The organism is Janthinobacterium sp. SUN211, assembly GCF_030587315.1.
Taxonomy (GTDB): domain Bacteria; phylum Pseudomonadota; class Gammaproteobacteria; order Burkholderiales; family Burkholderiaceae_D; genus Janthinobacterium; species Janthinobacterium kumbetense.
Genome location: NZ_JAPWIC010000005.1, coordinates 74,877 through 89,033, shown reverse-complemented (window position 1 = coordinate 89,033; position 14,157 = coordinate 74,877). Strand labels below are relative to the sequence as shown.

Annotated in this window: 10 protein-coding genes and 8 tRNA genes; 2 read left to right on the top strand and 16 right to left on the bottom strand. The window is 60.9% G+C overall.

What is annotated here, in order from left to right; all coding sequences use genetic code 11:
• Nucleotides 1-32: 32 nt before the first annotated feature.
• The 12 genes from earP to O3301_RS17745 all read right to left on the bottom strand — a co-directional run bounded on the left by earP (nt 33) and on the right by O3301_RS17745 (nt 6,544).
• Nucleotides 33-1,202, bottom strand: a complete 1,170-nt coding sequence (gene earP / locus O3301_RS17800) for an elongation factor P maturation arginine rhamnosyltransferase EarP (protein WP_305057040.1) — start codon at nt 1,200-1,202, stop codon at nt 33-35.
• Between the two features lie 95 nt (nt 1,203-1,297).
• A tRNA-Glu gene (locus O3301_RS17795) sits at nt 1,298-1,373 on the bottom strand.
• Between the two features lie 57 nt (nt 1,374-1,430).
• A tRNA-Glu gene (locus O3301_RS17790) sits at nt 1,431-1,506 on the bottom strand.
• 123 nt (nt 1,507-1,629) lie between these two features.
• Nucleotides 1,630-1,705 (bottom strand) — tRNA-Glu (locus O3301_RS17785).
• Nucleotides 1,706-1,946: 241 nt separating this feature from the next.
• Entirely contained in the window at nt 1,947-2,984 is a 1,038-nt protein-coding gene (locus O3301_RS17780; protein WP_305057039.1) for a DUF5694 domain-containing protein, read from the bottom strand.
• A 378-nt stretch (nt 2,985-3,362) separates the two neighbouring features.
• Nucleotides 3,363-3,438, bottom strand: a tRNA-Ala gene (locus tag O3301_RS17775).
• A gap of 50 nt (nt 3,439-3,488) precedes the next feature.
• Nucleotides 3,489-3,564 (bottom strand) — tRNA-Glu (locus O3301_RS17770).
• A 38-nt stretch (nt 3,565-3,602) separates the two neighbouring features.
• Nucleotides 3,603-3,678, bottom strand: a tRNA-Ala gene (locus O3301_RS17765).
• Between the two features lie 134 nt (nt 3,679-3,812).
• Nucleotides 3,813-3,888, bottom strand: a tRNA-Glu gene (locus O3301_RS17760).
• A 67-nt stretch (nt 3,889-3,955) separates the two neighbouring features.
• A tRNA-Ala gene (locus O3301_RS17755) sits at nt 3,956-4,031 on the bottom strand.
• A 124-nt stretch (nt 4,032-4,155) separates the two neighbouring features.
• Nucleotides 4,156-5,562, bottom strand: a complete 1,407-nt coding sequence (gltX, locus tag O3301_RS17750) for a glutamate--tRNA ligase (protein ID WP_305057038.1) — start codon at nt 5,560-5,562, stop codon at nt 4,156-4,158.
• A gap of 70 nt (nt 5,563-5,632) precedes the next feature.
• Nucleotides 5,633-6,544, bottom strand: coding sequence for a LysR family transcriptional regulator (locus tag O3301_RS17745; RefSeq protein WP_251351870.1), 912 nt, complete (start codon nt 6,542-6,544; stop codon nt 5,633-5,635).
• Between the two features lie 101 nt (nt 6,545-6,645).
• Here O3301_RS17745 and lysA point away from each other — a divergent pair, with 101 nt between their 5' ends.
• Together lysA and O3301_RS17735 are read left to right on the top strand one after the other, a co-directional pair.
• Nucleotides 6,646-7,884, top strand: a complete 1,239-nt coding sequence (gene lysA / locus O3301_RS17740; RefSeq protein ID WP_305057037.1) for a diaminopimelate decarboxylase — start codon at nt 6,646-6,648, stop codon at nt 7,882-7,884.
• A gap of 62 nt (nt 7,885-7,946) precedes the next feature.
• Nucleotides 7,947-9,512, top strand: coding sequence for a phospholipase D family protein (locus tag O3301_RS17735; RefSeq protein WP_305057036.1), 1,566 nt, complete (start codon nt 7,947-7,949; stop codon nt 9,510-9,512).
• A 15-nt stretch (nt 9,513-9,527) separates the two neighbouring features.
• Here O3301_RS17735 and O3301_RS17730 read toward each other — a convergent pair whose 3' ends face one another.
• The 4 genes from O3301_RS17730 to apbC all read right to left on the bottom strand — a co-directional run bounded on the left by O3301_RS17730 (nt 9,528) and on the right by apbC (nt 14,072).
• Nucleotides 9,528-10,490: a hypothetical protein gene (locus O3301_RS17730; protein WP_305057035.1), complete on the bottom strand. Its 963-nt coding sequence runs from the start codon at nt 10,488-10,490 to the stop codon at nt 9,528-9,530.
• A gap of 160 nt (nt 10,491-10,650) precedes the next feature.
• Complete coding sequence (locus O3301_RS17725) at nt 10,651-12,336, bottom strand: alkaline phosphatase family protein (protein WP_305057034.1); 1,686 nt, start codon at nt 12,334-12,336, stop codon at nt 10,651-10,653.
• A gap of 152 nt (nt 12,337-12,488) precedes the next feature.
• Nucleotides 12,489-12,896 (bottom strand): DUF4399 domain-containing protein, encoded by a 408-nt coding sequence (locus tag O3301_RS17720; protein WP_034778045.1) that lies wholly within the window; start codon nt 12,894-12,896, stop codon nt 12,489-12,491.
• Between the two features lie 87 nt (nt 12,897-12,983).
• Entirely contained in the window at nt 12,984-14,072 is a 1,089-nt protein-coding gene (gene apbC, locus O3301_RS17715) for an iron-sulfur cluster carrier protein ApbC (RefSeq protein WP_034758315.1), read from the bottom strand.
• Between the last annotated feature and the right edge of the window lie 85 nt (nt 14,073-14,157).

The window sequence follows — 14,157 nt, the reverse complement described above, 5'->3', positions numbered from 1 at the left end:
CCGGGCATTTTACCTTAATTTTTGGCAAGCGCCTATCTCGTCGCGCCAGCGAACGCCAGCAGGTTACTTGCCAGATCGCCATTGGCCTGCATCTGCCGCTGCCAGGCCTGCGCGCGCGCCCGGATGCGCGGCAGGTCGGCTTGCAGAGCGGGCCACAGCTGCGCCCATGGCAAGGCGTCCGCGCTGGCGCCATTCCAGGCCAGCGCCGCCCGCACCAGGCTGTCGATGGCGCCGTCCGCATCGGCCGCATAGCGCTGCAGGAAGGCGCGCAATTTCACGTGATGCAAGTTTTCATCCTGCAGATAGATATGCCAGAGAAACGGCTGGCCCGCCCATTGCGCGCGCACGAAGGAATCCTCGCCGCGCACGAAATTGACGTCGCAAGCCCACAGCAGACGGTCGTAATCGTCTTGCGGCACGAACGGCAGCACCCGTACGGTGAGCGCGCCGCGCGTGCGCGCCGCACCGGCCAGCGCCGCATCGTCGCCGATAAACGCCTGAACGGCATCGAACGCGACGCCTTCCGGCACCAGACACGTCACGGGCTCGCTGCCCGCCTGCCAGGCCGCAAACAGCTCGGCGACCGGGGCGGACGGGTAGCAGAACAGCGATATTTTCAAGGCGGACATTTCCGCCGCCGTCACGCCGAATTGCCCCAGGAATGCCGCCATGGCGCCCGCATCGGCCTGGAACGCCAGCCTTTTCTCGTCCAGCGCCGCTTCGCGCAGCAGGCCGCCCGTCTTGTTTGTGAAGCCGGGAAAGAAGAAATGCTTGATCATGCCGTGGCGCGGCGACGTCAGCGCGTGGCAACCCTCGACCCACTCTTCCGCCGTCAAGCCTTCCAGGTTCAGCCACACGGGATGCGGCGCGCACTGCGCCATGGCGGCGATATAGCCGGGTGGAATGTCGCAGGCAAAGAATTCGATGACGATGTCGGCGATGTCGGCCGGCGCGAATGCGCCCTCCTGGTCGCGCCAGTGGCGTACCGTGACGCCGCCGGTCTGCTGCACTGGCGCCGCCACGTCGATTTCCGGACAGATGCGCCGGAAACTCGGCAAATCATCGACCCATAGGGTGACAGCCACGCCATGCTCGCCGCTCAACTGCCGCGCCAGGCGCCAGCAAATGCCGATATCGCCGTAGTTGTCGACGACTTTGCAGAAGATGGCCAAGGTTGGCGCGTGATCGGTAGCTAATGGCATATTCAAAGGGGAAGAGAAAAATGTGGCATGGCAGCCCATAACAAAAAAGCCGCACTGTTACCAGGCGGCTTTTTTGTTGGCTGATTCAGCCGGTCTGGCGTCCCCAAGGGGATTCGAACCCCTGTACTCACCGTGAAAGGGTGATGTCCTAGGCCTCTAGACGATGGGGACAGAAAATCTGTCCTGAATGCACTATTCCGCATCCCGACCTGTTACTGCTTGCGAATCTGGCGTCCCCAAGGGGATTCGAACCCCTGTACTCACCGTGAAAGGGTGATGTCCTAGGCCTCTAGACGATGGGGACAGAAATCTGTCCTGAATGCACTATTTGCATCCTGACCCGGTACTGCAGCAATATTGCAGAAACAAAAAAAGCCTGACTTGTCAGGCCCATTCAGCACTGCACTCTTACTTTACAACTAAATCCTGGCGTCCCCAAGGGGATTCGAACCCCTGTACTCACCGTGAAAGGGTGATGTCCTAGGCCTCTAGACGATGGGGACCTGTGCTGGCTTTACTCTCAGCGGACTCTTCGTTGAAGGCTTTGCTTAGCCCCTCAAAAAAGCGTGCGCGAAGTTTAACACGAAGCGATTCACGAAATCAACTGCCGGCCTTCTTTTTTCCACCTTATTTGTATCATCGCTCCCTATGGAGACAGGATGATGACAGGAAGATATGGAAGCGGCAGCACGCCAGGCACGCAGGGAAAACCGCGCCAACCATCTGGCGCGGCAAAAGTATTCCTTAGCGCAAGATATCGTCCGCATTGGCGATGCGCACGTCATGCATCTGGTTCAGATACGCCTCCAGGTAGCCCTTGTGGGATGCGCCGACGATGACCAGCACGCGCATGCCCGGGCGCGCCGCCATGATTTCGCGGATATTCGACGCCATGCGCAAGTTGCGCACCTCCCAGGAGGCTACGTAGTTGCGACCATAACGCTGCGGCGACGGCTCTTCCAGCGCCGCGCCAAAGTCGCCGCGGAAGGCCAGGTCCGCCTCTGCGCGTCCGTTATAGGCGAGGTAGATCGCCAGCACACCGGCGGGCGTATTCCATTGCTCCTCAAACCCGGCATGGATGCGCTTGCGCTCGGCCGAAGAGGAATTATTCCAGGCCGCCCTGATCGCCTTGGCATACGCCTTTTCATCGTCGACAGGCATATCGGACGTATGGTCATCCATGCCATGCACCCGCTCGTGCCCGCCCTTCGCCGCCAGCACGGCAGCAATCTGATAGCTCTCGTTGCGCTGCCCCAGCAGGGAATTGAGGTTCGCGGCCAGGGGCTCGCTCACGCCGTCACCGGCGCGCCGCTCATCTGCGGGCAGGCGCAGCCATTGCACCAGCGCCGATGCACGCTCGCCACCGGCCAGGAACAGGGAAGCCAATGTGCGCCGCTGGGTGGGGGACGGCGCCGCCGGCCAGGCGGCCAGCAAACGCTCGGCCTGCGCCGTGGCCGCCACCACATCGAGCCCCGTGGCGGCCCGCGCGGCGGAAGTGTCATAGCAATACGCTTTCACCGTATCGTCATAGCGTTGCGGATAGGCGCGCAGGTAAGCGCATTGCAAGCCGGAAAGCGCCTCGATCGCGATCGCATCCGGCCGCCAGCCCGCCAGGCGCTCGTTGAGCAAGCTCAATTGAGACGGATCAAACGATGTTGGCAATTGCGCCAAATGGGGCGAACCGAGCACCAGCACGTCATTGAACGGCCCCTTTTGCAACTTCAGCGCACCAGGATCGAATTTCGCCGCAGGCGGCGCCTCCGCGTGCGCGGGAACGTGCATAACGGCAGCAAGAAAAAAACTGGCAAATACGCGGTGCATCCTGTCTCCTCAGTGTAATGGTCCATTTTTTATCCGCGGGCATGATGAAATCAAGCCGCCTGCCAAATGTAACCACTCCGCAAATCACTGTCAGTTATATCCATGCAACCAATAGGCACAAAAAAAGCCGCCCGAGGCGACTTTGATGTATTTCCATTTCCACCCCATTGGCAAACGCAAGCGGGATCAAACACTCGCCTCTTGCCTGCCATACAAACATCCCAACAGTTAAACCATACTTCCCTGAAAGGCATAACAACAAATGCTTCGGAAATAAAAAAAGCCGCTCGAGGCGACTTTGATTTATTCATTACCATTTACCACCTGTTTCTGCGCTGTTGGTGGAGGTAAGCGGGATCGAACCGCTGACCTCTTGCATGCCATGCAAGCGCTCTCCCAGCTGAGCTATACCCCCCGGGCGCAGAAACACTGCTACTTCTTTACAACCACAACACCAGACTGAACTGGCGTCCCCAAGGGGATTCGAACCCCTGTACTCACCGTGAAAGGGTGATGTCCTAGGCCTCTAGACGATGGGGACCTCGGTACTACAGTTTTACCACCTTACTTCTGCGCTGTTGGTGGAGGTAAGCGGGATCGAACCGCTGACCTCTTGCATGCCATGCAAGCGCTCTCCCAGCTGAGCTATACCCCCCGGGCGCAGAAATAATAAAAGCCGCACTTGGCGACTTTGTTCCACTACTTGCTTTCCATCCAGATTCCGCTTTTTACGGGCCTGAACTTACAACAATCAGTACAAACAACTGCCACTACTATACCACAACTACCTGGCGTCCCCAAGGGGATTCGAACCCCTGTACTCACCGTGAAAGGGTGATGTCCTAGGCCTCTAGACGATGGGGACCGCGGAACTTCCAAACAACATCTGCACCACTTCAACGACTAACAAAACCCGACTGCGATTTTGCTGCTGGTGGAGGTAAGCGGGATCGAACCGCTGACCTCTTGCATGCCATGCAAGCGCTCTCCCAGCTGAGCTATACCCCCGTTGGTGCAGAAACAAGAGTATAGCAAAGAAGTTTCACTCTGCAAATACCCTTTTTCGTCTATGAGCAACTTTTCATAGGGGCGGTTTCCGCACCGCATTTACACGCTCAATTCGGCGCGGCGATTACAGCCACTTTGCCAGGCGCGCCAGCACGGTCTCGCGGCCGAACATCACCACCACCTGGTCGATCGCAGGCGTCTGCAGCTGGCCCGTCAAGATCAAACGCAAGGGCATGGCCAGCAGCGGCATCTTGATGGTGTTCGCGGCCAGCACTTCCTTGATCATGGCGGCGACGGCTTCCTTGCTCCACTCCACCGTGGCGATACGCTCGGCAAACTGCGCCAGCACGGGCTTGATGGCATCCGTGATGTGCTGCGTGACCAGTTCCGCTTCCGGCTGCGGTTCGCGGAAGAACAGCATCGAGGCGGCGGCCAGCTCATTGATGGTATTGGCGCGCTCTTTCATCATGCCCAGCACTTGCGCCAGGTCCGGCGCGCCTTCGAAGACGGCGCCGGCGGCGACCATTTGCGGACGCGCCAGGTCGGCCAGGCGGGTATTGTCGGCCTGCTTGATATAGTGGTTGTTCAGCCAAGCCAGTTTTTCATTATTGAACTGGGCCGCCGATTTCGACAGGTGGTTCAGGTTGAACCACTCGCAGAACTGCTCGGTCGAGAACACTTCATCGTCGCCATGGCTCCAGCCCAGGCGCGCCAGGTAGTTCAGCATCGCTTCCGGCAGGAAGCCCTGCGCCGGGTAATCCATCACGCTGACGGCGCCATGGCGCTTCGACAGCTTTTCGCCGTCCGCGCCCAGGATCATCGGCAGGTGGCCGTACAGCGGCAGCGGTGCGCCGATGGCGCGCAGGATGTTGATCTGGCGCGGGGTGTTGTTGACATGGTCGTCGCCGCGGATCACGTGCGTGATCTGCATGTCCCAGTCATCGACGGCCACGCAGAAGTTGTACGTCGGCGTGCCGTCCGGGCGGGCGATCACCAAGTCGTCCAGCTCGCGGTTGGAAATCGTGATCGTGCCCTTGACCACGTCGTCCCATGTCACGTCGCCGTCGAGCGGGTTCTTGAAACGCACGACGGGCTTGCGGTCGGCCGGTACGGCCGGCAGGGTCTTGCCCGGCTCCGGACGCCAGGTGCCGTCGTAGCGCGGCTTTTCGCCGGCGGCGCGCATGCGCTCGCGCATCGCTTCGACTTCTTCCGGCGACGAGTAGCAGTGATATGCCGTGCCCTCAAGCAGCATCTGCGCCACCACTTCGCGGTAGCGGTCCATGCGCTGCATCTGGTAGAACGGGCCTTCATCGTGGTCCAGGCCCAGCCACTTCATGCCTTCGATGATGGCTTGCACGGCTTCCGGCGTGGAACGCTCCACGTCCGTGTCTTCGATGCGCAGCACGAAAGTGCCGCCGAAGTGACGGGCATACGCCCAGCTGTACAAAGCGGTGCGGGCGCCGCCCAGGTGCAGATAGCCAGTCGGGCTGGGAGCGAAACGGGTACGGACAGGAGTAGCGGTTGTGGTCATCGAAGTAATCAGGCTTGAATAAGTAAAACGCCATTTTACTCTGTTGACCGCCGCCGCTCCACAAGCACCGTCACAGCTGCAGCAAGCGCCTTTTCACCTCCGCCGCCTGCGCATGCAACGCCTGCTCGAACAGGGCGACGAGTTGCGACAGGGGCCGGTGCAAAGGTTTCACGAGATTCACCGTAAATGGCAAGGAAACGCCGAAGCGGCGGATCTGCAAGCCCTGCCCCGCGTAGTCCAGCGCCGTGAGCGGATTGACGATGGCCAGGCCCACGCCTTCGCGCACCATGGCGCACACGGAGGCAGCACTGTGCGTGTCGAGCGCCATGCGCCGCTCCACGCCGGCCTGCGCAAAGATGGCGTCGATCTGCTGGCGGTAGGGGTCGACGGCGGCCAGGCTGATGAAAGGCTGGCCCGCAAAGTCCGCCGGCTGCAGCACGGCCTTGCCGGCGAGCGCATGGCCGTCGGGCAGCACGCACACTTCATCGACGGACATCAAGGTATCGAGCGCGGTGCCCGGCGGCGCATTGCCCACTTCCGTCAGGCCGATATCGTGGCGCTGCGCCGACAGCCACTCTTCCAGCAGCGGCGACTCCTGCGGCGTGATGCTGATGCTCACCTTGGGGAAATCGGCGACGAAACGCTTGCACGCCTGCGGCAGCAGCGACTGGGAAAACACGGGCAGGCAGGCGATCGACAGCTGCCCCTGGTCGAACTGGCGCAGGGCCGCCGCCGTGCTGATGATGCGCTCCAGGCCGAAATACGCGCGCTGCACTTCCTCGAACAGCTGCAGCGCCTGGGCCGTGGGGCGCAGCCGCCCCCGCTCGCGCTCGAACAGAGTCAGGCCCGTCAAGTGTTCCAGGCGCGCCAGTTCGCGGCTGACGGTGGGCTGCGACGTATGCAGCATGGCGGCGGCGGCCGTCACGCTGCCCGTCGTCATGATGGCGCGGAAGACTTCGATATGGCGCAGGGAGATAGTCATGGCCATATCATAAATGAATAAGGTAGCCTCAAATAGATATTTTATAGTCGAAGCACAATCGGCCATCATGCGCTATCTCCTCATTCCACCGAAAGCACACGATGAAGCCCGTCACCGACCAGACCCTCGCCCAACTCGCCCAGGAACACGGCACGCCCCTGTGGGTGTATGACGCGGCCACCATCCGCGCGCGCATCGCGCAGCTGGCGCAGTTCGACACGGTGCGCTTCGCGCAAAAAGCCAATTCGAACATCCACCTGCTGACCCTGATGCGCGAAGCGGGCGTGCACGTGGACGCCGTTTCGCTGGGCGAGATCGAACGCGCGCTGCAGGCAGGCTTTGCGCCGGCGCAAACGAATGGCGCCGCCGGCGTGGTCTTCACCTGCGACCTGTTCGACCGCGCCACCCTGGCGCGCGTGGCGGCGGCAAAGATCGAAGTCAATTGCGGCTCCGTCGACATGCTGCGCCAACTAGGCCCCCTGTCGCCCGGCCACCGCGTCTGGCTGCGCATCAATCCCGGCTATGGCCATGGCCACAGCAACAAGACCAATACGGGCGGCGAAAACAGCAAACACGGCATCTGGCACGAAGAGCTGCCGGAGGCGCTGGCCGTCATCCGCGCACATGGCCTGCACCTGGTGGGCCTGCACATGCACATCGGCTCCGGCGTCGACTACAGCCACCTGGAAACCGTCTGCGGCACCATGGTCGACTTGGTGAAAAACATGGGCCACGACATCGAAGCCATTTCCACGGGCGGCGGCCTGTCCGTGCCCTACCGCGAAGGCGAGCAACCCGTCGACACGGACCACTACTTCCAGCTGTGGAATGCGGCGCGCAAGCAGATCGAGGCGCACCTGGGCCATCCCGTGCACCTGGAAATCGAACCGGGCCGCTTCCTCGTGGCCGACGCGGGCTTGCTGGTGGCCGAAGTGCGCGCCACCAAGCAAATGGGCGGCAACCACTTCACCTTGCTCGATACGGGTTTCAATGAACTGATGCGCCCTGCCATGTACGGCAGCTACCATGAAATGTCGGTCATCGCGCATGACGGCCGCGCACTGGACACACAGCGCGCCACCGTGGTCGGCGGCCCCCTGTGCGAATCGGGCGACGTGTTTACGCAGCGCGACGGCGGCGTGGTGGAAACCCGGCTGCTACCGGCAGCGCAGGTGGGCGATTACGTCGTCTTCGAAGGCGCCGGTGCGTATGGCGCGTCGATGTCGTCGAACTACAACAGCCGCCCCCATGCGGCCGAATACATGGTCGACGGAGAACAATCCCGCCTGATCCGCCGCCGCCAGACGGTGGCCGAGCTGATCGCGCTGGAACAACTGTAACACCTTGCCCCGTGCGGGCATGCGCATCTGCTAACATCGGGGCAACCCGATGAAAGCCCGCCATGCCCGCCCAAGCACTTCCCTTCCACAGCGCCACCCGGCTGCTGCTGCCACTGCTGCTGTCCGCCGTCCTCGCCGGCTGCGCCTCGCTGCCTTCGCTGGAAGGCCGCGTGGCATCCAGCGTCATCGCCGACACAAAGCACACCCAGCTGGCCACGGCCATTGCGCCCATGGTGGCGCAGCATCCCGGCGTGTCCGGTATTTACCCGCTCGCCGATGGACGCGACGCCTTTGCCGCGCGCGCCCTGCTGGCCGCCGCCGCCCAGCGCAGCCTGGACGTGCAGTACTACATCTGGCACAAGGACATCACGGGCACCCTGCTGTTCGACGCCCTGCGCCAGGCGGCCGAGCGTGGCGTGCGCGTGCGCCTGCTGCTCGACGATAACAACACGGCGGGCCTGGACCAGACCCTGGCGATGCTGGGCAAACAGCACAACCTGGAAATCCGCCTGTTCAACCCCTTTATGCCCCGCGCGCCGCGCGCGCTGGCCTTTGCCACCGATTTTTCCCGCCTCAACCGGCGCATGCACAACAAATCGTTCACGGCCGATAACCAGGCCACCATCGTCGGCGGGCGCAATGTGGGCGACGAATATTTTGGCGCGGCCGGCGACGTGCTGTTCGCCGACCTTGACGTGCTGGCCGTCGGCCCCGTCGTCGACGACGTTTCGCGCGATTTCGACCGTTACTGGAACAGCGCCTCGGCCTACCCCGCCAGCCTGCTGCTGACCAGCCCTGTCGAGGGCGACGCGGCCACCATCGCCGCCGAGGCGGACCGCATCGACGATACCAAGGCAGCCGAGGAATACGTGCAGGCGCTGCGCACCTCGCCCTTCGTCCGGCAAATGATGGAGCGCACCCTGCCCTTCGAATGGGCCAGGACGCGCATGGTCAGCGACGACCCGGCCAAGGTGCTGGACAAGGCCCGGCCAGGCACGGGCGTGGCGGACAACCTGAAAAACCTGCTGGGCGTACCGGAAAAGGAAGTGGACCTGGTATCGCCGTATTTCGTGCCCGGCAAGTCGGGCACGCAAGCCTTTGCCGACCTGGCGAAAAAAGGCGTGGGCGTGCGCATCCTGACGAATGCGCTGGAAGCGACCGACGTGGCGGCCGTGCATGCGGGCTATGCGAAGTGGAGAAAGCCGCTGCTGGAAGCGGGCGTGCTGCTGTACGAGTCGCGCCGCTCGTGGGAAGCCGGCGATGCGCGCGAACAGCCGGGCCGCTTCGGCAGCTCCGCATCGAGCCTGCATGCGAAGACCTTTGCCGTCGACGACCGGCGCATCTTTGTCGGCTCGTTCAACTTCGACCCGCGCTCGATCGAGTTGAACACGGAAATGGGCCTCGTCATCGACAGCCCCGCGCTGGCCAGCCAGCTGGGGCAAGCCATGCGCACCACCATCCCGCGGCGCGCCTACCAGGTACTGCTGGGCGACGACGGCGCGCTGTACTGGATCGCCCGCGACGCCAGCGGCGCCACCACGCGCTACGACACGGAGCCGGGCGCCAGCGTGTGGAAGCGCATCGGGGTGGCGATACTGTCGGTGCTGCCGATTGATTGGCTACTGTAAAGCACGCAGCCTATGTCATTTCCCGCGAAATGGCCGACAATATTTAAGGTCGGGGTATGGTTTCTCACCATCAAAAAATATCATTCTCAAACCAATAACCGTATCTGAGTAGTGACAATAAAAATTGGGATAATCCGGTACTGGCAACAGAGGTGGCGCCGGTGTGGTCTCAAGCCGGAACATCGTGCTCTGTAATCGGACGACCTCGGACAAGCGCACGGTCTTGCGCGTACTTTCATTCGGGAGATCAGCATCCCGTAAAACCGTGCGCGGTTGACCAAAATCTGACTGACCTACCACGCTGGAGCTGAGGTAAAACAGTTTCATCGGTTTACGCAAAATAGCATTAAACTGATCGCTGTCCTCAAAGTTCAATATATCAAGCGGGGCGAAATCGGCCTGCAGATCCTTTCGGCAGTCTGATTCATACTCCGCAAATACCCATATATTATCGGCATCAAAGACAATAAGGCGTGGTACAGGCTCATCCGTGCTACATAATGCGTTTGGCCGCAAATCGATTGCAACAACACCAGCGTCGTTTCCTTCCAGTGATCGGCGCTCGTCACCGCCAAACCCAGGCCGAAGCAAATATATTTTGCGTGATTCTTCTTTAGCAAGACTAACTGCACGATACGTCGTGTTGGCATAGGCCGAAAGCATTGGTTGAAACTGCAACTTGCCGGGATGCCACACGCTCACTCTGTAGCGACCTATCTCATGCCAATCCGGCTTCTGCGGTCGCTCCATCACCCAAAAACCCGGCGGGTCACATTTTGGCGGCACTTCACTATGCTCACATTTGTTATAGGCATGCAGATCAAGCCCGTTGCTCAGACTTAGCCACGGCTTGTCGGCCTTCAAGGGTACGGCATAATAATAGTCATATGAGGCATGATCGAAGTGTGGCACGACGCACCCCGGCAGCGAAATCCACATCAATGCCATACAACAACATTTGAATAGTGAACTGTTCATTGACGTCCTCATCGTGAAATAAAGAAATTTCACTATCCGTCAAGAACTTTGCGTGCCTATTGATATTTGTCGACTTACAACTCTTAAATCAATAAAAAAACAGGCTTCCGTGAAAACGCAAGCCTGGCCTTTACATCAACGATACACCTCTATGCCTGAACTACCGCACCACCTCCATCAACACCCGCCCTTCCGACGCCGACGGCTGGCGTATGCGCAGCAGGTGCGCCAGGGTCGGCGCGATATCAACCACTTCCGCATACTGGCCATAGGCGCCCGGCTTGATCCAGCGGGGGCCGAACACCATCAGCGGCACGTTGGTGTCATAGGTGTAAGGCGTGCCGTGCGAAGTGCCTCCCGCGCCCTTGCCGAAGTACCAGGCCGGCTTTGTCACGACCATCAGGTCGCCCGACAGCTGGCGGTTCCAGGCGCGGCGCATCAGGGTGTCCATCCGCGTGACTACGGCCCCCGCTTCCATCTGCGAGCGCGTATAGACTTGCGCCAGGCCGTCCTGCTGCAGCAGGAAGCGGGCCGCCGCGTCTTCCAGGACGGCGTGATTGACGCCGCCCTTCTCCGCCAGCGCGTAATCGAGGTAGATATTCGGCAGCGACGACGTTGTCACCAGTTTATCGATGCCCAGGTTGGTCGCCAGATGCTGGTTCAAGGCATCGACCAGTTTGGCGCCGTCGATGCGTTTGGCCGAGAAGCCCCGCGTTTCGGCGAATTCCGGCACGTTGGCAAAACCATGGTCGGCCGTCAGCACCACCAGCACGTTATCCATGCCGACTTTTTTATCGAGGTCGGCAAAGAAGCCGGCCAGCATGCGGTCCAGGCGCTGCAGGTGGTCGTGCGACATCTTGCTTTCCGGGCCGTAGGCGTGATTCACATAATCGTGCGCGGACAGGCTCACGCCCAGGATATCGGGCACGCCGGCCGGGTTGTGGCCCAGGTTTTCGCCATCGATGGCGGCGCGGGCGAATTCCAAGGTCAGTTCATCGAGGAAGGGACCGGCCTTCAGGCGGCTGTAGTACTCGCCATCGAGCTTGCCGCTGTCGCTGTAGTAGGCGAACGGGAATGTGTTGCGCGTGCCCGGCTTGGCTGGCACCAGATCATCGCGGGCATCACGCGCATAGGCGGAATCGGCCAGCAGCGGCGTCCAGCTCTTGCCATAATAACGGTCCTGCGGCTTGGCCGCCTGGTAGCGCTGCACCCATTGCGGGTGCTGCTGCATATAATAGGTGCTGCTGGCAAAATTGCCCGTCTTTTCCATGTACATATACGCCGTGCCCGTTTTCCCGGCCAGCAGGATGGCGCCCCGATCCTTGCCCGACACCGTGACGACCTTCGCCTTGTCGCCCGTGGAATAGCGCAACTCGTCGCCCAGGGTGCTCACGCGAAGCTTGGTCGGCGCCGTGCCGTCGTCGGGCTGCGTGTCTTCGCCGATGTAATGGAAATTGCCATCTTCGGTGCAGTACACGGATTTTTTCGTGACGGGATCGATCCAGTTATTCCCGATCACGCCATGCTGGTAAGGATAGGCGCCCGACAGCACGGCCGAATGGCCAATGGCCGTGACCGTGATGCCATGCGCCTGGTGCGCGTCGCTGAACCACGCGCCCTGCTCCAGCAGGCGGCGGAAACCGCCCTGGCCGAACTGGTCGCGGTAGCGCGTCACCTGCTCTTGCGGCAAGCCGTCCACTACCAGCACCACCACCAGCTTCGGCTGCGCCGCACCGGCAGAAACAGCAGGAACGGCCTTGGCCGCATGCACCTGGCTCGCCGCCACGCCAGCCGCCAGCAGCAGCGCCTGCGCCAGTTGCCGGGAAAGGGAGAAATGTTTCGTCATATCCGCTCATCAAAAGTTAGGCCACCGGCCAGCATACGCCGACTATATGACACAATAATGACAAGAGGCAACAATATGAAAAAGGCCAGGCTCCATCGCTAGAACCCGGCCTTTACTGAAACAGATGAATTTGCCTGACTTACTTGCCTGGCTTACTTGACCGTCACCTTGATGCTTTTGCTCAACTCCGGCCCATACGACTGGTGCGCGCCGTTGGCGAACTGCATCGTCAGGGTGTACTGGCCCGGCGGCAAGGTGACATCCGTTTCCGTCTGTCCTTTGCCGAAGTGCAAATGTTTATCGTCCATGGGTATCATTTCGCCCGCCTTCATCGGCCCCATATTGATGAGCAAATGATGGTGGCCCGTCTTGGCCGTCATGTCGCCGGCCGGCTTGACATCCATGCCACTGACGGCAAATTTCACTTTGAACGGGCTGGTCACTGTCGCGCCATCGACGGGCTCGACGAACGAAACGGATTGCGCAAACGCGCTGGCGGCCAGCAGGCTGCCCGCGATCACGGCTGCGGCTTGGCGCAGGAATACGGTGGTCAATTGCATGATGTCTCCTCTTGTTTAATAACAACACGGACTGCATGAAACCATATTCCTGCTGACAATGGCGCGTGGCAGCGCCAAGCCCAACGTTTAATCGTTTTTGATGACGATGCTCGGGAACTTGCTGGTCATATCCTTCGCCTTTTCCGCCACTTTAATCGCGATGGTGCGGGCGATCTGCTTGTAGATCACGGCGACGGGGCCTTCCGGCTCGGCCACGACGGTCGGCGTGCCGGAATCCGTCTGCTGGCGAATCGCCATGGTCAGCGGCAAGGCGCCGAGGAATTCCACGCCGAAGTCCGCGCACATCTTCGCGCCGCCGCCGGCGCCGAAGATTTCTTCCGCATGGCCGCAGTTCGAGCAGATGTGCGTGCTCATGTTTTCCACCACGCCGAGGATAGGGATGCCGACTTTCTCGAACATTTTCAAGCCCTTGCGCGCGTCCAGCAACGCGATGTCCTGCGGCGTCGTGACGATCACGGCGCCCGTGACGGGCACTTTTTGCGACAGGGTCAACTGGATGTCGCCCGTGCCTGGCGGCATGTCGACGATCAGGTAATCGAGGTCGCGCCAGTTGGTCTGGTCCAGCAATTGCTGCAAGGCTTGCGTGACCATCGGGCCGCGCCATACCATCGGCTCGTCCGGATCGATCATGAAGCCGATCGACGACACTTGCAGGCCGTGATTTTCCATCGGTTCCATGCTCTTGCCGTCGAGGGTCTTCGGCTGGCCGCTGATGCCCAGCATCATCGGCTGCGACGGGCCATAGATATCGGCGTCCAGCATGCCGACGGTGGCGCCTTCGGCCGCCAGGGCCAGGGCCAGGTTGACCGCCGTGGTCGATTTGCCAACGCCGCCCTTGCCGGAAGCGACGGCGATGATGTTTTTCACGTTGCTCATCGGCTTCAAGCCGCGCTGCACCGTATGCGAAATGATTTTCGACGACACGCCCACGCTGACGTTGCCCACGCCCGGCAGCACGCGCAGCGCGGCCAACACGGATTTGCGGATCAGGTCGATCTGGCTTTTGGCGGGGTAGCCCAGTTCGATGTCGAGCGAAATATCATCGCCATCGACCTTCAGATTCTTGACGGTTTTGCTGGAAACGAAATCTTTATGTGTATTTGGATCAATAACCTGGGCCAGCGCGGCCTTGACGTCTTCTACTGTGATGCTCATGTAAATCTCCGTGTGTACTACATATGTGCAATACGCGCAGTCTAGCGCAAATTTGCATGGCGCGATGGCGGCAAAAGCATCACTT